This window comes from Clostridioides sp. ZZV15-6597, from assembly GCF_020657815.1.
Taxonomy (GTDB): Bacteria; Bacillota; Clostridia; order Peptostreptococcales; family Peptostreptococcaceae; genus Clostridioides.
In genome coordinates, this window is record NZ_JAGWCT010000030.1 from 1 (window position 1) to 18633 (window position 18633).

Sequence of the window (18633 nt, forward strand, 5' to 3'; positions counted from 1 at the left end):
CTATTATTATTATGGGAATATTAAATAATAGCATATTGGTATATAATATATATGTTACAAAAATAGAGAATCTTTAGGAGTGATATAATTTGGAAAAAAAATTAATTATAATAGATGGAAATTCAATAATAAATAGAGCGTTTTATGCTTTGCCAGAAATGAATAATAAAGAAGGCTTAAAAACTAATGCTATATACGGATTTACGACAATGTTGTTTAAAATAATAGATATATATAAACCAACACATATAAGTGTAGCTTTTGATAGAAAAGCACCTACATTTAGACACTTAGAGTATAAAGAGTATAAAGCAGGAAGAAAGGGAATGCCAGATGAATTAGCGGAGCAATTACAGCCACTAAAAGACCTTTTAGATAAATTTAAAATAAATAGATTAGAAATAGATGGTTATGAAGCTGATGATATTATAGGAACTGTTTCTAAAAAAGCAGAGGATAATGGATATAAGGTATACATAGTAACTGGAGATAAAGATGCCATTCAACTTGCTTCAGATAAGACTACTACTCTTATAACAAAAAAGGGTGTAGGAGAAGTTGAAGAATATGATTTTAACTCTGTAATTGAAAAATATGAAATGACTCCAACTCAGTTTATTGACTTAAAAGGGCTTATGGGAGATAAGTCAGATAACATACCAGGAGTACCTGGAATAGGAGAAAAAACAGGAATAAAACTTATAAAAGAGTTTTCTAGCATAGAGAATTTAATAGAAAATACAGATAAACTTAAAGGAAGTGTAAAAAAGAAGATAGAAGAAAATAAAGAAATAGCCATTCAAAGTAAAAGGCTTGCAACAATTATAAGGGATGTACCAATAGAAGTAAATTTAGATAGTATGATTTTTGGCGATTATGATAAAGATGAACTTTTAGATAAGTTTAGATATTTTGGATTTACAAGTCTTTTATCAAGATTAGTTGATTTGGTTGACTCAGATGATACTGAACAAGTAGAAGAAAAAATAGAAATATTAAAATTAAAAGATATAGATAAATTTATAGACGAAGTAAATAAAAAAGGACAAGTTATTTTAAAAACTGTTAGAGGACAAGGTAATATACTTGAAAAAAATATAATATATATCTTTATAAGTGTAGATGGAGAAAAAATATATTATATAGATTCAGATGAGATGACAAAATTAGATGGTATACTTTCAAATAAAGAAATCAAGAAATTTGGATATAATTTAAAGGATGATTATATATCTTTAAAGCCATATAATATAAACTTGGAAAATATAAATTTTGATATAACAATAGCTGAGTATTTAATAGATTCTACTTCATCTACCTCATATGACTGTAGTGCTATAGCTATGAAATACTTATCAAAAAAAGTTAAATCAAAAGAAGAATTACTAGGTAAAGGTGTTAAATCTAAGAACTACGAAGATTTAGAATTTGAAGAGTTAGCTGAGTATATGGGGCAAATAATATGCACAGTTAAAGAAACAATTCCTATGATGGAAAGAAGTTTAATCGATATGAGTATGGATGGTCTTTTTTATCATGTAGAAATGCCTTTAGTGGAAGTTTTAGGACATATGGAGTATGAAGGTATAAAAGTAGATAAGAGTATATTAGATGACCTAAGCATTGAGTTTAAAGAAATAATTTCTACACTAGAAAAGGAAATCTATGAATTATCAGGAGAGCCATTTAATATAAATTCACCAAAACAATTAGGTGTTATATTGTTTGAAAAATTAGAACTTCCAATAATCAAAAAAACTAAGACTGGATACTCAACTAATGCAGATGTTTTAGAAAAATTAAGGGATAAACATCCAATAATCGATAAAATAACTGAGTATAGACAAATAGTAAAGCTGAACTCTACTTATGTTGAAGGTCTTCTAAACATAATAAATCCAGAAAGTAATAGAATTCATTCATCATTTAATCAAACTATAACAACTACTGGAAGAATTTCATCTACAGAACCAAATCTTCAAAATATACCTATAAAAATGGAAATGGGTAGAAAAATAAGAAAGGTGTTTATTGCAGATGAAAATTGTAAGCTAGTTGATGCCGATTACTCACAAGTAGAACTTAGAGTTCTTGCACATATGAGTCAAGATGAAAATATGATAGAAGCATTCAAACATAATGAAGATATTCATACTAAAACAGCTTCACAAGTTTTTAATGTTTCTATGGAAGATGTAACTAGTGAGCTAAGAGGTGCAGCTAAGGCAGTAAACTTTGGTATTATATATGGTAAAAGTGATTTTGGATTGGCGGATGATTTAAATATACCTGTTCCAAAAGCAAAAGAGTATATAGAAAGTTATTTTGCTAAATATCATAAGATAAAAGAGTTTATGGACACTACAGTAGAAAAGGCTAGTGAAGATGGTTATGCTGTGACTATCTTAAACAGAAGGAGATATATACCAGAAATAAAGTCTAGCAATTTTATGGAGCGAAATAGAGGGAAGAGATTTGCAATGAATGCACCAATACAAGGAAGTGCAGCAGATATAATAAAGATTGCTATGATAAATGTTCACAAAAAGTTAGAAGAAAATAATTTGAAATCAAAACTTATACTACAAGTTCATGATGAATTGATAGTTGAAGCAATTGACGATGAAATAGATATAGTTAAAAAAATTGTAAAAGATGAAATGGAAAATGCTGTAAATATGGATGTTCACTTAGATGTAGATTTAAATGTTGGTAGTTCGTGGTATGAGACAAAGTAGGTGATTTTATGTTGATATTAGGACTTACAGGAGGAATAGGCTGTGGAAAAAGCAGCCTATCAAATATATTTAGAAAATTTAACATTATTATAGTGGATGCAGATATTATATCTAGACAAATATTTGATGATAAGTTGTTATTAGAAGCAGTATTTAAACATTTTGGTCGAAATATAAAAAAGGATGATGGGACTTTAGATAGAAAAGCTCTTGGGAAAATAGTTTTTAATGACGAAGAAAAACTTAATGAGTTAAATAATCTGACACATCCAATAATAAGAGAAAAAATAATAAGTGATATAGAAGAAGCCAGAAAAAAAGGCGAAAAGATAGTAATATTAGATGCAGCAATATTAGTAGAAAGTGGATTTTTGGAAATAGTAGATAAGCTATTAGTGGTTACTTGTAAACAAGAAGTACAAATTAGCCGAATACAAAAGAGAGATAATTGTAGTAAACAAGAAGCACTTAGCAGAATAAATTCACAAATGAGTCAGGAAGAAAAATCCAAATATGGTGATTATATAATAGATAATTCGGGAACAATAACTGAATTAGAGAATAAAGTATACAAATTTATTGAATACATGAAGGAGAATTGGCGTGAATAATAAGAAAGTATTGATTCTATCTATTTTTATAATCTTATTTGGGGCACTATTAATGGAAAGTAAAATAATACATAAGTTTTTGTATCCTAAAAAATACTCAGAGTATGTAGAAAAATATTCTAAAGAATTTAATTTAGATGAAAATATAGTTTACAGTGTCATAAAGGCAGAAAGTAAGTTTAATAGTTCTGCTGTTTCAAAAAAAGAGGCCAAAGGGTTAATGCAAATACTAGACATAACTAGAGATTGGGGAGCGGAAGAACTGAATCTAGAAAATATCGATATTTTTGACCCAGAAACTAACATAAGAATTGGTTGTTGGTATTTAAATAAATTATATAAAGAATTTGGTTCATTGGATTTAGTAATAGCTGCATATAATGGTGGTTCAGGTAATGTAAAGAAATGGTTAGAAAATAACGAATATAGTAAAGATGGAAAGAATCTACATGATATACCTTTTGAACAAACTTCAAAGTATGTAGAAAAAGTAAAAAATAATTATAAAAATTATAATAAGATATATGGCGAGAAGGGGAAAAACTAATGAAGAAAATAAAAATCTTAACAATAATTTTAGCTATAACTCTTATGATAGTTGGTTGTAGTAATACAAAAACAAAACAAAGTAGTAGCGAATCAAGTATTAAAAGTCAAAGCTCTATAGATGCCAAATATATAAACTTAACGATGGTGACTCCTAAGACTATAAACCCTATAACAAATACTGATAAGTCTGTTGGCTACATAATGAACTTAATCTATGATGGTTTGTTTACAATAGATGAAAACTATAATGTAACTCCTCAATTAGTGAAGGAGTACAATATAGCTCAAGATGGAATGAGTATAGATATAAAGCTAAATGATGCAAAATGGCATGATGGGAAAGCTGTTACTTCAAATGATGTAAACTATACAATTGGTTTAATTCAAAAAAGTGCAGAAAGTCCATATAATGAATTTACAAAAAATATAGCTTCTGTAAATATTAAATCAGATAAAGATTTTACAATAAAATTTAAAGCTAAATATGCTTTTTCTATTGATAGTTTAATTTTTCCAATAGTATCTCAAAATCATTTAGATTCAAAAGATGTAAATGACAAAAATAATAATATGATAGGAAATGGGAAATATAAAATAGAATCATATACAGAAAGAGAAGGAATGATTTTATCTGTGAACAAGGATTACTATGAAGAAGTTCCTAAAGCTATGAAAAATGTAAAAGTGGGAATGGTTCCTAATGAAGATGCTAGAACATCTATGGTTATGGCTCTTGATAGTGATATAACAAATGTTACACTGAATGATTTGAGCAAATTTCAAGAAAAAGAGTTTAATATAACAAAATATCAAGGTAGAGATTATGAATGTGTATTATTTAATTACAATAATTCTTTTTTTAAGGATGTCAATTTTAGAAAAGCAATTGCACATTCTATAAATAAAAATAGAATTATTAGTGAAGGTTATATGGATGATGCAACTCCTGTTAATTTTCCACTTAACTCAAAATCAAAATATTATAGTAGTGATGTGAAAGATTTAGAATACAATAAAGATAAAGCAATTGAGTATCTTAATAAAATAGAATATGCAAATATAAATGCAGTGAATACAAAAAATGATAAAGTAGATAAAAAACAAAAAAAATCAACTAAAAAAAATACAAAAAAACTTACTGCTGAAGAACAAAAAAAGGCTGAACAAGAAGAAGCTGAGAGAGTAAAAAAAGAAGCTGAAGATAAAAAAAATAAAGAAAAAGATGAAGTAAAGAAAAGACTTTCTGAAATGAATTTAAAAATAATAGTAAATAAAGATAATAGTGAGAGGCTAAAAACATCACATATAATAAGTGAAAACCTAAAAGCTATAGGAATAAACAATACAATAAATCAGTTATCAGATAAAGAAATGGAAAGTGTGCTTAATTCTAAAAATTACGATTTAGCATTGGTAGGGTGGAATTTATCGAGCGTACCAGATGTAAGTAGTATAATAGCAAGCAGTGGATATACTGATGATAAGTTAAATGGATATATGTCTGCACTGACAAGTTCTGCATCTGAAATTGAAACAAAGAAAGCATATAAAGTTGTACAGAAGTATGTTAGAGACAATGTAACATTTATCAGTTTAGCTATTAGAAACAACTATATTGTAAGCAATAGTAGACTAAAAGGAAAAATTACTCCAAATGAATTTGATGTATATGAGGGAATCTCTAACTTAGATATAAGCTCAAATGAATCAAAATAAATTAAATGATTAATTTATATTTAAAAAATTTAAACTGTATGATAAAATACCCTTATAGGGTATAAGGAGGTAATTGATATGAAAAAGAAACTATTAGTAGAAGGTATGAGTTGTGGACACTGTGTAAATCATCTTAAAACTGCATTAACAGAAGATATAGATGATGTTGAAGTTTTAGATGTAGATTTAGAAAATAAATGTGCATCTGTAGACATGAAAGATGATGTGTCAGTTGATAAGTTAAAAGAAGTAATAGCAGAGTTAGGTTTTGAATTAAAAGGAATTGAATAAAAAAATAATAAAATAAAAAAAGACCTCTATTGGGGGAGTAATAGAGGTCTAAAAATGGGGGAGATTGAGTATGTTTGATTTTACATTACTATTATCTCCCCTTTTAAATTAATATATACATAAAAAGTAAAAAATTTCGAGAAAGATTCACATTTCTTAAACTTTTTGAATATACTATAAATAGCTAAGGGAGGGAGTATCATGGAGTCTAGAGGATATAAAGAAGATTTAAAAAAAATGATACTTGATATGGCCCACAAAGAACTTGAGAGTTATGTATCACAAAAAGGAGCAAAAAAATACTTTGAAGGTAATTTGGATAAAGTTATTAATAATAATATAAAAAAATTCAATCAAAGTATTGGTCTTAATAGAGTATATTTAAAAATGTTAAAAAAGTGTGCATATCAAGAAAGTGTAACTTCGATATCAAGAACCATCAAAAAAGAAACATTATTTAAATCAAAAAAAGAGCTATTTGCTTTTTCAGAGTACTTAAAGCTTAATGTTAATAAGCGACTTTCATATAATCAGATTTTAAGAAAAATATCAAGGTATATATACTATAATAGAAATTCATATGCTCAAAAATACGTTACTTTCAAAAGAGGAGATGAAGAATATCTTTTAGAACCTGAGAAAATAAAAGATGAATTGATATCAAGCTATAGGTCAAAAACTAGAGAAGATATGAAATCAATAGCAAAACTTTTGGATATAGAAATAGAGGAAGATTATAGTGCTGAAGATATTAGAAAAAAAGTAATAAACTATATTATAAAAGAAAAAATTAAAAATTAAATATAAAAATTTTAAAAAATAAGTTCTATTATTTTACACAATCAAGATAACTTGAGTACAATTTTTTCATGTGTTTAATAGAACTTATTCTTTTTTTGACATATTCTTTTAAATAATTTAATGCTACTTAGGTATTACACAGCATTATTCAAATTTTTAACTTAATTTGATTTAAATAAAGTTATAATAATGATATAATATAAAAAAAGTAAAAATTGGAGAGTGATTTCAAAATGAAGTTTAGTTTTTGCCATAATAATTTTAATGTTACTAACTTAGAAAAAAGTTTGAATTTTTATGATAAAGCTTTAGGTCTAAAAGAAGTAAAACGTAAAGAAGCAGAAGATGGAAGTTTTATACTAGTTTATTTAGGAGATGGGATTACTAGCCATACATTAGAGTTAACTTGGCTTAGAGATTGGGATAGACCATATAATTTAGGGGATAATGAGTTCCATTTGGCTTTAGAAGTTGAAGAGTTTGATGAGGCAAAAAAACTTCATAAAGACTTAGATTGTATATGTTTTGAAAATGAAAGTATGGGAATTTATTTTATAGCGGACCCAGATAATTATTGGATTGAAATACTTCCTAAGAATCATTAATTTTAAGAATATAATTATAATTTCTTTACAATTAATAATAGAATAAGTTATCATTAAAATATAGTTCTTAAAAATGGATAATAGTGGTATGACTTTATGATTATAAAAATATGTTGGGGGGAGTGATAGTAGTGAAGAAAGCTATAACGGCTTTAGGGATTGGAGCAGTAGCAGTATCTGTTAGTTCTATACATGCAAGTGCCCTTGAAAAGGGAGTTGTGACAGCTAGTGCTTTAAATATAAGAAGCGGGCCAAGTGCTGATTGTGACAAAGTAGCAAAGTTATACAAGGGAAAAACTGTAGAAATTTTAGAAAAATCTAATGGATGGTATAAAGTAAGAGTATCAAGTTCTGTTGTTGGCTGGGGAAGTGCAAAATACATATCAACGAGTGGTTCATCTGGAAGTACTTCAAACCAAAATAATTCAACATCAAGTGGAACATCTATTAGTGGGAATGGAAAAGTAAATGTCAGTTCTAGATTAAATATAAGAAGTGGTGCAGGTACAAACTATTCATTAGTTGGTAAAGCAAATAATGGAGATGTAGTAAAGCTATTAGAACAAAGTAATGGATGGTATAAAATAAAACTATCAAATGGAGTTACTGGATGGGCTAGTAGTCAGTATATCTCAAAAACATCAGAAGATGTTGGAACAAATAATTCTAATTCAAGTAATACTAATAACAATAATAACGACACTGATAAAAATCAATCTAGTGAAGTATCGCTTGAAGGCAAGAAGGGGAAAGTAACATCCACTGTAAGTTTAAATGTAAGAAGTGGCCCTGGGACAAGCTATTCTGTAATAGGAAAATTAAGTGGTGGAGATGTTGTTGAGCTAAAAGCCAAAAATAATGGATGGTATAAAGTGAAATTATCAAATGGGACAACTGGATGGGTAAGTTCTAGTTATATTTCTGAGACTAATGAAGGATTAAAAGAAAACTCTAGTTCATCGTCTAATAGTAATTCCCAATCTAATAGTAATTCAAACTCTTCATCTATTGGAAATTCAGATAAATCGACTGTGAATGGTTCAAAAGTAGTAGACTTTGCATATACCCTTATTGGAATACCATATCAATGGGGGGCCTCAGGTCCAGATAAGTTTGATTGTTCTGGATTTACACAGTATGTTTTTAAACACTCAGTTGGACTTTCTATCCCAAGAGTTTCTAGAGAGCAAGCTCAATTTGGAAGTGCAGTTTCTATGGGTAACTATGCACCAGGAGATTTAGTTTACTTTGATACTGATGGAGATGGAGCAACGAACCATGTAGGTATATATGTAGGCAATAGTAAGTTTATACATTGTAGTGGAACTCAAACTAATCCTAATAAGGTTAAAGTGGACAATTTGACTACTTCATATTGGTCTAAAGCATTACTTGGAGCAAGAAGATTCGCTTAGTAGATATAATTTTTATTAAAAAATTAAAATAAATAAGTTTTCTATTCATAAATTGAGACTCTTAAAAATATACTTTATTAATAATATAATTTTGGGAGGGGACAAACTAATGAATAGAAGAAAGACGATATACAGAGGATTTAATAATAATAGACATAAGATAGATGTGCGTAAGTATATAATAACTATTGCTTGTTTATGTCTAATTGGCTATTATTCTTATACAAAAATAAAAGATAGCAAGATGTTAGAGTATATATCAGCTAAAATACCATTTCTAAATAGTTCATCAGATATAACTTATAAAGATATATCTGATGAATTAAATGCCATAAAAAATGGAAAAAAATCTAAATCGCAAACCAATTCAAAGGATAATCAAAATAATAATTCAGAAAAAGCAGTAAATAATACCAAGGAACCAGAAGAGGTAAAATTAGCTACTATTGAAGGATGGGATATATATACTATCCAAGTTGCTGCAATAGATAATGATGATGATTTGAAAAAAATACAAACATCATTAGTTAGTAGCGATATACCTTTTTCAGTTATGGAGAAAGATGGAGTAAAAAAAATACAAACATACTCTTCTTTTGATGAAAATGAAGTTAGAAAACATATGAGTTCTATAAGAAAAGTATTTCCAGATGCGTTTTTATCTCATTTAGATGCACCTATGCTATCTTTAGAATATACAAGCAATTATGCTTATATAGATAGTATATCAAAAGAGTTAAATAAATTAATAACAAACTTTAAAGAAGAATCAAGTTTTTGGTCGAATGATGAAAATAATGTAGATATGGAAAAATATAATACTATTTTGACAAATAGAAAGGCAATATCACAAAATATATCAAAAGAAGCGGAAAAGATTGATTATTCTGAAATGCGTTTATTTAAAGATAATTTAATTGGTTATGTAAACAACATAAACGAAAAAATTGATACTGCCTCAAAAGCAGCAAATGAAGAAAAATATAGTGTAAGTAAAAGTCTACTTTTATCATCTATGCAAGAGTATTCTTTGTTTATAAATTCTATAAAATAAAATACAGAAAATTTAGACTTTAGAAAGCTATAGGAAAAGGATTGTTTAATAAGACAATCCTTTTCCTCGTTTTAACTTAATAAAGAGGCATTGATTTATAAAATAAATTATAAAAATAGGGATATTTTTTTAACAATTGTTAAGATTTTTTAATATATATAGTATACTTATAGAAGGCAGAAAAAATGTTTTTTTATAGATAAGGGGGTAAAACAATGAAACTCTTAACTTTTAAGGGAGGGATACATCCTCCATATAGAAAAGAGTACTCTAACACAAAGGCACTTGAAAAAGCTCAAGCTCCAAAGATAGTTTACATTCCTCTTCAACAACATATAGGGGCACCAGCTAAACCTATTGTTGAAGTTGGTGATGAAGTAAAGTTTGGGCAAAAAATAGGTGAACAGCAAGGTTTCGTTTCATGTAACGTTCATTCTTCAGTATCAGGTAAAGTTATTGCTATTGAACAACATGAAGTACCAGGTGGTTCAGCTCAATGTGTAGTTATAGAAAATGACTTCAAGGAAGAATTACATGAAAGTGTTCAACCAAAAGGTCAGTTAGAGGATTTGAGCAAAGAAGACATAGTAGGTATCATAAAAGAGGCAGGAATAGTAGGTATGGGTGGAGCTACATTCCCTAACCATGTAAAAGTATCTCCTCCACCAGATAGTAAAGCAGAAGTAGTTATATTAAATGGGGCAGAATGTGAGCCATATTTAACTGCAGACCACAGATTAATGGTGGAAAACCCAGAAGATGTTGTATTTGGTTTAAGAGCATTAATGAAAGTATTAGATGTTAAAAAAGGATTTATAGGAATTGAAACAAATAAACCAGATGCTATAGAAGCAATTCAAAATGTAGCTAAAGATTATAGTGAAATCGAAGTTGTTGGCCTTCAAGTGAAATATCCACAAGGAGCAGAAAAACAACTTATTTATGCGTGTACAGGTAAGGAAGTTCCATCAGGCGGATTGCCAATAGCAGCAGGTGCAGTTGTTGACAACGTTGCCACAGCAGCTCAAATAGCTAAATCTATTAAAACAGGGATGCCTTTGGTAGAAAGAATTACTACAATAACAGGTAGTTGTATCAAAGAACCTAAAAACCTAATAACAAAAGTTGGTACATTAGTTTCAGAAATAATAGACCAATGTGGTGGTTTTAAAGAAGGTAAAAAAGTTGGTAAAGTTATAATGGGTGGACCTATGATGGGTATGACTCAATATACTATTGAAATAGCAACTAATAAAGGTTCTTCAGGAATTTTATGTTTAGATGAAGAAGAATCACGTACACCAGATGTTCAAAATTGTTTAAGATGTGGAAGATGTACAGATGTATGTCCATCATTCTTACAACCACTTTTCATAAGTGCATATTCTTTGAAGGAAGATTATGACACAGCTGAATATCATAGAGCTATGGATTGTATAGAATGTGGGTCTTGTTCATTTATTTGTCCAGCAAGAAGACCATTACTTCAATCTATAAGATCAGCAAAAAGAGAAATAGGAGCAAAGAGAAGAAAGCAAGCTGCTCAGAAATAAAGAAAGTTAAGGGGGAAAAACGATGGAAAATAAGTTGATAGTATCATCTTCTCCTCATGTGAGAAGTAATGAAGATACTTCATATATAATGAAACAAGTTATTATAGCACTCCTTCCAGCAGCAGTAGCAGGAGTATACTTCTTTAGACTTAATGCATTGAGTGCTATGTTTTTTTGTATACTTGGTACAGTAGGTACTGAATTTTTATATCAAAAACTTATGAAGCATAAAAGTACTATAGGAGATTTTTCAGCTGTTGTAACAGGATTATTATTAGCATTTAACGTACCAGCATCACTTCCTTGGTGGATGTGTCTAGTAGGAGGAATATTTGCAATATTAGTAGTTAAAATGGTATTTGGTGGAATTGGATGTAACTTTGTCAATCCAGCACTTGCTGCAAGAGCATTTTTATTAGCATCATTTCCAGTAGCAATGACTGCTTGGACTCAACCAGGTGTTAATTGGATAGGTAAAAATTTAGATGCAGTTACTACAGCAACACCATTAAGTTTTTTGAAAAATGGAGCAGCAGGATTAGCTGACCTTTCTAGTAATGGAATCAGCCTTGCTGATATGATGATTGGTAATATTGGTGGATGTATAGGTGAAACATCAGCAATATTATTATTATTAGGTGGAGTATACCTAATGTATAAAGGCATAATAAATTATGTTATCCCAGTATTTTACATAGCAACTGTATTTATATTAACATTCCTTTTAGGTGGATTTAATATAAATTTTGCAATATATCAACTGTTTGCTGGAGGCCTTATGTTAGGTGGATTCTTCATGCTTACGGATTATACAACTTCGCCTATGACTAAAAAAGGTCAAATCATATATGCTGTATTAGCAGGTCTTATAACAACTGTTATAAGAATGTATGGTGGATATCCAGAAGGTGTATCTTACTCAATACTACTAGTAAACTGTCTTGCACCACTTATAGATAAGTTTGTTAGAAACAGAGTGTTTGGGGAGGTGGCTAAATAATGAATAGTATGGTAAGACTAGGTGGAACTTTACTTGCTATAAGTGCAATAGCCTCATTAGCACTTGGAGCTACAAATCAAGTTACAGCTCCAGTAATAGAACAAAGAAACATACAAGCAAACAATGAACTTAGAAAAGCAGTACTTCCAGAAGCAAAAGAGTTTAAGGAAATGAAGGAAAGTACTTATAAAGACCTTGGAGATGGTCTTATAGCTGAGGTATATGAAGGATTAGATGGTTCTGAGGTAGTAGGATATACTTTAAAAGCTAAACCAAGTGGATATGGTGGAGAAATTGAAGTTATGGTAGGTATATCAGCTGATGGCCAAGTTACAGGTGTTGATATTGGTAATATGACAGAAACAGCAGGACTTGGAGCAAAAGCTAAGGATGATGCATTTAAAGGTCAATACAAAGGAAAAACTGCTGAACCTCTTGAAGTAGCAAAAGGAAGTACAACAGCAGAGAATCAAATATTAGCAATATCAGGTGCAACTATTACATCTACAGCAGTTACTACAGGAGTAAATGCTGCGATAGATGTTTTCAATAGTGCTCTTAATAAATAAGGAGGGTTAATTATGAATTTAGCTAAAGTATTTAAAAATGGGCTAATAGATGAGAACCCAACATTTGTGCAAGTTATAGGTATGTGTCCAACACTAGCCGTTACAACTTCAGCAATAAATGGAATTGGTATGGGTCTTTCAACAGCAGCAGTTTTAATATGTGCAAATCTAGTTATATCTTTAATAAGAAAAATTACACCAGATAAGATAAGAATACCTATATTTGTAGTAATTATAGCTACATTTGTTACAATAGTAGGAATGGTTTTAAAAGCATATGTTCCTGCTCTTGATAAGGCTCTTGGTATATATATACCATTAATAGTTGTTAACTGTTTAATACTAGCTCGTGCAGAAAGTTTTGCTTTTAAAACTGGTCCACTAGCTTCAATTGTTGATGGTGTAGGTCAAGGTCTTGGATTTACTGTTGCACTTACAATAATAGGTGCAGTTAGAGAATTACTTGGAAATGGTAGTTTATTTGGAATGACTTTATTTGGAGCATCTTTCCAACCAGTATTAATATTTATATTACCACCAGGTGCATTCTTAACATTAGGATTCTTATTTGCAGGATTTAATAAATTAAGAAGTAAAAAAGCGTAGTGGAGGTGTAATAAATGAATTTAATACTTTTATTTTTAAGTATCGTTCTTGTTAATAACGTTATAACATCTCAGTTCTTGGGTATATGTCCTTTCTTAGGAGTTTCTAAGAAAGTTGATACAGCAGTAGGGATGGGAGTTGCAGTTACATTCGTTCTAACTCTAGCTTCAATTATAACTTATTTTATACAAATTTTATTAGTAAAGACTGGAACTGAATTTTTACAAACAATAGCTTTTATTTTAGTTATAGCTTCTATAGTTCAGTTCGTTGAAATGGTAATTCAAAAGATGAGTCCATCTTTATATCAAGCATTAGGAGTTTACTTACCTCTTATAACTACAAACTGTGCAGTTCTTGGTATAGCTCTAGTTAATGTTCAAAAAAGTTATAACTTAGTAGAAACAATAATAAACGGATTTGGAGCAGGAGCAGGATTTACTTTAGCAATAGTAATATTCGCAGGTATAAGAGAAAGACTAGAATTAGCTGATATACCAGAAGCGTTTAAAGGTTTCCCTATAACACTTATATCAGCAAGTTTAATGTCAATAGCTTTCTTAGGATTTACAGGACTTATAAAGCTATAAAAAAGAGGGGTGAAAATAGTGATACTTACGGCTGTAGTAGTTTTAGGAATTATGGGCTTAATCTTCGGGATAGTATTAGATTTTGCTTCTAAAAAGTTTGCTGTAGAAGTAGACGAAAGAGTGGAAGCTATACTAGGAGTACTTCCAGGTGCTAACTGTGGTGGTTGTGGATTTCCAGGATGTGGAGGTCTTGCAAGTGCAATAGTTGAAGGAAAAGCACCAGTTAATGGTTGTCCTGTAGGTGGAGCAGATGTTGGTGTAAAAGTTGGAGAAATAATGGGAGTAAGTGCTGAAGCAGGTGAAAAACAAGTAGCAAAAGTTATTTGTAAAGGAACTTGTTCAAGCGCAAAAGATAAATACGTGTATGAAGGAATATCTGATTGTAGAGCAGCAAATGTTTTAAATTCAGGAGCTAAAATGTGTAAGTTTGGATGTTTAGGTCTTGGAACATGTAAGACTGTTTGTAAATTTGATGCTATTTCTATAGTTGATGGAGTAGCAGTAATAGATGAAGAAAAATGTGTTAACTGTGGAAAATGTAAAGAAGCATGCCCTAAGGGTATAATAATTACAAAACCAGAAAGCCAATCAATAGTTGTAGAATGTAATAGCAAAGAATTTGGTAAAGCTGTTAAAGAAAAATGTACTGCTGGATGTATTGGTTGCGGAATGTGTGTAAAAGCTTGTCAATTTGATGCAATAATATTTGAAAACAAAATAGCTAAAATAGACCCTAGCAAGTGTGTAGGTTGTATGCAATGTGTAGAAAAATGCCCTACAAAAGTAATTTCAGGTGATATAGCTAAGAGAAAGAAAGTTACTATTGACCAAGAACTTTGTGTAGGATGTACAGTGTGCAAAAAACAATGTAAGTTTGATGCAATAGAAGGTGAATTAAAAGAAAAACATAAGGTAGATGCAGACAAATGTGTAGGATGCCATTTATGTATGGAAAAATGTCCAAAGAAAGCTATTAAAATTTTGTAATATGGACAAAATAAAGATATGGAATAATTTCCATATCTCTAATGAGTACATAAAACAGAGGTATGGAATAATTTCCATACCTCTATTTTATGTATATTTATTTTATTGGTAATAAATATAACAATAGTGTAACAAAAAAGGTTCGACATTTCTGTTGAATTTTTTACAATATAGTGATAGACTAAATAGGTACAAATTACGTACAAATGAGGTGAATAAATGAATATAATCTTGGCATCAGCCTCTCCAAGAAGGAAAGAAATTCTAGAGAATACAAATGTAAGATTTGATATAATTAAAAGTGAAATTGATGAGATTATATTGGAAGGTGAAGCACCAAAACATTTAGTTATGAGATTAGCTTTTGAAAAAAGTATGTCTGTAGCATCTAAACATAATGAAGATGTTGTTATTGGAGCTGATACTGTTGTTGTTTTAGATAATGCTATTTTAGGAAAGCCTAAAGATGAGTCTTGTGCAAGAGACATGCTAAGGAGACTATCTGGAAGAGAGCATCAAGTCATAACAGGTATTAGCTTAATAAACTTGTGCAGAGATAAAAAAATAATTGACTATGTAATCAGCGATGTAAAATTTAAAACGTTATCAGAAAAAGATATTGAGGATTATCTGAAAACTAAAGAGTCATTTGACAAAGCAGGAGCTTATGGAATACAAGGATATGGAGCCTTGCTAGTTGAAGAAATTAGAGGAGATTATTTTAATATAGTTGGACTTCCAATTTCAAGGTTAGGTGACTTGCTAAAGGAACATTTTAATATAAATCTTTTTTATGGAGTGTGATTTATCTGAAAAAGTCATTTAATTCAACCATTAAGGTAAAAGAAATGGCACTAGAGGAAAGACCCAGAGAAAAGATGCTTGCTGAAGGAGTAAAAAGCTTATCAAATGCTGAATTGTTGGCTATACTTTTAAGAACTGGCAACAAACATAAAAACGCCATCGAGTTAGCTAACTATATAATAAATAGAGATATTCAGGGTATTAGACATTTAGAAGAAATGACAATAGAGGAGCTGTGTAATATAGATGGAATTGGATTGTCAAAATCAGCCCAAATTAAAGCAGCTTTAGAACTAGGCTTTAGAGTAGCTAGTTTTAAACCTATGAAGTATAAAATAAAAAATCCTTGGGATATACATAAATATTATATGAATAGTCTGAGGTATTTGAAAAAAGAGGTTTTTAAGGCAGTTCTTTTAAATACAAAAAATGAGATAATATCTGATGTAGATGTATCTGTAGGGACTTTAAACTCATCATTAGTCCATCCTAGAGAAGTTTTTAAAGAAGCTATAAAGAGAAGTGCAAGTAAAATAATAGTGATGCATAATCACCCCTCAGGAAGTGTAGAACCATCAAAGGAAGATAAAAATATTACATCCAGACTTATTAAATGTGGAGAAATAATTGGGATTGAAATAATTGACCATATAATAATTGGAGATGGATTATACTTTAGCTTTAAAGAAAATATGATAATTTGACTTTATATGTGATAAAATAGTAGGAGAATGTTTTAAACATGATTCTTAATTAGTAGGAAGGAGTAAAATCATGGCTAAGGAAAAAAAGAAAGAAAAAAGAGGTTTTTTTAGTTTTAACAAGATGACAAAGGATATGGGAATAGATTTAGGGACTGCAAATACATTAGTTTACATAAAAGGACAAGGTATTGTTGTTAGAGAACCCTCAGTTGTTGCAATAAGAGATGACAGTAAAGAAGTTTTAGCAGTAGGTGAAGAAGCTAAAAAAATGATAGGTAGAACACCAGGAAATATAGTGGCTATAAGACCAATGAAAGATGGAGTAATAGCTGACTTTGATATAACTCAATCAATGATTAGTTACTTTATACAAAAAGCAGCTGACAAAAAAGGTGTTGTAAGTCCAAGAATAGCTATATGTGTTCCTTTTGGAGTTACAGAAGTTGAAAAGAGAGCTATAGAAGAAGCTGCAAGACAAGCTGGTGCTAAAGATGCGTTCCTTATAGAAGAACCAATGGCAGCGGCTATAGGAGCTGGATTAAAGGTTGAAGAACCAGAAGGTAATATGGTAGTTGATATCGGTGGAGGTACTTCAGAAATAGCTGTAATATCTCTAGGAGGAATTGTTACTGCTAAATCTATAAGAATTGGTGGAGACGAATTTGATGAGTCTATAGTTGCCTATGTAAAAAAAGAATATAATCTTATGATAGGTGAAAGAACTGCTGAAAATGTTAAGATTAGCATAGGATCTACATTTAAAGATGATGAAGAAATAAATATGCAAATAAGAGGTAGAGATTTAATATCAGGATTACCTAAAACAATAGAAATATGTTCTACAGAAGTTAGAGAAGCATTAAAAGAGCCTGTGAGTTCAATAGTAGATGCTATAAAATCTACATTAGAAAAAACTCCACCAGAATTAGCATCAGACATAATGGAAAACGGAATAATGCTAACAGGAGGGGGAGCTATGCTTAGAGGCCTTGATAAACTTATTACACAAGAGACAGGAATGTCTGTTCAAATAGCAGAAGCTCCTCTTGATTGTGTTGCACTTGGAACAGGAAAATCTGTTGAAGACCAAGAAATTTTTGAAAAAGTATTAATGATGAATGCTAAAAATTAGAAGTTGGTGATGGCCTTGAGATTTGACAAGAATAAAAATGAGAAAAAAAGGATTAATGTTAAAGTGATAGCAACGGGCGTAGTTGCTATCACTTTAATTGGAATTGTGGGTATATCAATTGGTAAGTTTTCAAATGGAAGCCCAGTAAATTTAGGAATAGCATCAGATGCTATTACAAGTGTAGGAAAAGGAGTAAATGATGGATTTTCATTTATAAAAAATGGTTTTAAAGATATCTTAAATTATAGAGATAACTCTGAGAAGGTAAAAAAATTAGAATCAGAAAATGAAAAACTTAAAAAAGATGTTATAGCCTTGAATACCAAATTAGATAAGACAGAATCATTAGAAGAATTAAAGAAGACACTTAACTTTGTAGAGGAAAAATATAAAGCAACAAGTATCTCTACAAGTGTTGTAGGTAAAAATGATGGAAATTGGTATGAGAGTTTTATAATAGGTGCGGGAAAAAATTCAGGTGTAAAAAAAGAAAGTATAGTTATGAATGGCAGTGGTCTAGTTGGTATAGTTTATGAAGTTTCTAACGATTATAGTAAGGCAATTTCACTATTAGATTCTAAATCATCTGTAAGTTTTAAATTAGCAAAAAATGCTAGTGCTAAAGGCGCGATTACTCAAAATACTACTTTAGACAATAAGGATAGTTATAATAGTAAAGGCTACTTACAAGGTTATATGTTTGATTCATCATATAATGTAATTCAAGGAGATATAGTAACAACATCTGGTCTTGGATTTTTCCCAGAAGGCATACCAATTGGTGAGGTTGAAAAGGTAATTGATGATAAAGATAAATCACTAAAATATGTAGTTGTAAAACCTTATGTTGATTTTAAGAATATAGATGACGTTGTAGTCATAGAACCAAGAAATATAGGATAAAGGGG

19 protein-coding genes are annotated in these 18633 nt (G+C 29.8%); all 19 read left to right on the forward strand.

Going from position 1 to position 18633, the window contains the following annotated elements:
• Nucleotides 1–89: 89 nt before the first annotated feature.
• The 19 genes from polA (at nucleotide 90) to mreC (ending at nucleotide 18628) form a co-directional block, all read left to right on the forward strand.
• A complete protein-coding gene (gene polA, locus KGF52_RS08855) occupies nucleotides 90–2738 on the forward strand; it encodes a DNA polymerase I (RefSeq protein WP_227827059.1) in 2649 nt (882 codons plus the stop codon).
• Between the two features lie 8 nt (nucleotides 2739–2746).
• Nucleotides 2747–3349 carry a dephospho-CoA kinase gene (coaE, locus tag KGF52_RS08860; protein WP_227839855.1) on the forward strand — a complete coding sequence of 201 codons (603 nt, stop codon included), beginning with the start codon at nucleotides 2747–2749 and terminating at the stop codon, nucleotides 3347–3349.
• Nucleotides 3342–3896, forward strand: coding sequence for a lytic transglycosylase domain-containing protein (locus tag KGF52_RS08865; protein WP_227839862.1), 555 nt, complete (start codon nucleotides 3342–3344; stop codon nucleotides 3894–3896). The genes coaE and KGF52_RS08865 overlap by 8 nt, the downstream gene beginning before the upstream one ends.
• Nucleotides 3896–5614 (forward strand): ABC transporter substrate-binding protein, encoded by a 1719-nt coding sequence (locus KGF52_RS08870; protein WP_227839864.1) that lies wholly within the window; start codon nucleotides 3896–3898, stop codon nucleotides 5612–5614. The genes KGF52_RS08865 and KGF52_RS08870 overlap by 1 nt, the downstream gene beginning before the upstream one ends.
• Nucleotides 5615–5692: 78 nt before the next feature.
• Nucleotides 5693–5905, forward strand: a complete 213-nt coding sequence (locus tag KGF52_RS08875; protein ID WP_227839866.1) for a cation transporter — start codon at nucleotides 5693–5695, stop codon at nucleotides 5903–5905.
• Between the two features lie 201 nt (nucleotides 5906–6106).
• Nucleotides 6107–6706: a hypothetical protein gene (locus KGF52_RS08880; RefSeq protein ID WP_227827063.1), complete on the forward strand. Its 600-nt coding sequence runs from the start codon at nucleotides 6107–6109 to the stop codon at nucleotides 6704–6706.
• A gap of 233 nt (nucleotides 6707–6939) precedes the next feature.
• Nucleotides 6940–7311 (forward strand): VOC family protein, encoded by a 372-nt coding sequence (locus KGF52_RS08885; RefSeq protein WP_227434067.1) that lies wholly within the window; start codon nucleotides 6940–6942, stop codon nucleotides 7309–7311.
• A 131-nt stretch (nucleotides 7312–7442) separates the two neighbouring features.
• Nucleotides 7443–8726, forward strand: coding sequence for a C40 family peptidase (locus KGF52_RS08890; protein ID WP_227827065.1), 1284 nt, complete (start codon nucleotides 7443–7445; stop codon nucleotides 8724–8726).
• A gap of 109 nt (nucleotides 8727–8835) precedes the next feature.
• On the forward strand, nucleotides 8836–9780 hold the full coding sequence (locus KGF52_RS08895; RefSeq protein WP_227839869.1) for a hypothetical protein: 945 nt from the start codon (nucleotides 8836–8838) through the stop codon (nucleotides 9778–9780).
• Nucleotides 9781–9995: 215 nt separating this feature from the next.
• On the forward strand, nucleotides 9996–11333 hold the full coding sequence (rsxC, locus tag KGF52_RS08900; protein WP_227827067.1) for an electron transport complex subunit RsxC: 1338 nt from the start codon (nucleotides 9996–9998) through the stop codon (nucleotides 11331–11333).
• 22 nt (nucleotides 11334–11355) lie between these two features.
• Nucleotides 11356–12333, forward strand: a complete 978-nt coding sequence (locus KGF52_RS08905; RefSeq protein ID WP_227434071.1) for an RnfABCDGE type electron transport complex subunit D — start codon at nucleotides 11356–11358, stop codon at nucleotides 12331–12333.
• The gene (locus tag KGF52_RS08910) at nucleotides 12333–12902 is read left to right on the forward strand and encodes an RnfABCDGE type electron transport complex subunit G (RefSeq protein WP_227839875.1); all 570 of its coding nucleotides are present in this window, start codon (nucleotides 12333–12335) and stop codon (nucleotides 12900–12902) included. Before KGF52_RS08905 ends, KGF52_RS08910 begins: the two co-directional genes overlap by 1 nt.
• A 12-nt stretch (nucleotides 12903–12914) precedes the next feature.
• A complete protein-coding gene (gene rsxE / locus KGF52_RS08915) occupies nucleotides 12915–13508 on the forward strand; it encodes an electron transport complex subunit RsxE (protein ID WP_227827069.1) in 594 nt (197 codons plus the stop codon).
• 14 nt (nucleotides 13509–13522) lie between these two features.
• The gene (rsxA, locus tag KGF52_RS08920) at nucleotides 13523–14098 is read left to right on the forward strand and encodes an electron transport complex subunit RsxA (RefSeq protein WP_054269663.1); all 576 of its coding nucleotides are present in this window, start codon (nucleotides 13523–13525) and stop codon (nucleotides 14096–14098) included.
• A gap of 15 nt (nucleotides 14099–14113) precedes the next feature.
• Nucleotides 14114–15085, forward strand: coding sequence for an RnfABCDGE type electron transport complex subunit B (locus KGF52_RS08925; RefSeq protein ID WP_227827469.1), 972 nt, complete (start codon nucleotides 14114–14116; stop codon nucleotides 15083–15085).
• Between the two features lie 219 nt (nucleotides 15086–15304).
• Nucleotides 15305–15889 (forward strand): Maf family protein, encoded by a 585-nt coding sequence (locus tag KGF52_RS08930; protein ID WP_227839877.1) that lies wholly within the window; start codon nucleotides 15305–15307, stop codon nucleotides 15887–15889.
• A gap of 44 nt (nucleotides 15890–15933) precedes the next feature.
• Nucleotides 15934–16593, forward strand: coding sequence for a RadC family protein (gene radC, locus KGF52_RS08935; RefSeq protein WP_227827470.1), 660 nt, complete (start codon nucleotides 15934–15936; stop codon nucleotides 16591–16593).
• 70 nt (nucleotides 16594–16663) lie between these two features.
• Nucleotides 16664–17725, forward strand: a complete 1062-nt coding sequence (locus KGF52_RS08940) for a rod shape-determining protein (RefSeq protein WP_285891643.1) — start codon at nucleotides 16664–16666, stop codon at nucleotides 17723–17725.
• Between the two features lie 9 nt (nucleotides 17726–17734).
• Entirely contained in the window at nucleotides 17735–18628 is an 894-nt protein-coding gene (mreC, locus tag KGF52_RS08945; protein ID WP_227827071.1) for a rod shape-determining protein MreC, read from the forward strand.
• Nucleotides 18629–18633: the final 5 nt, after the last annotated feature.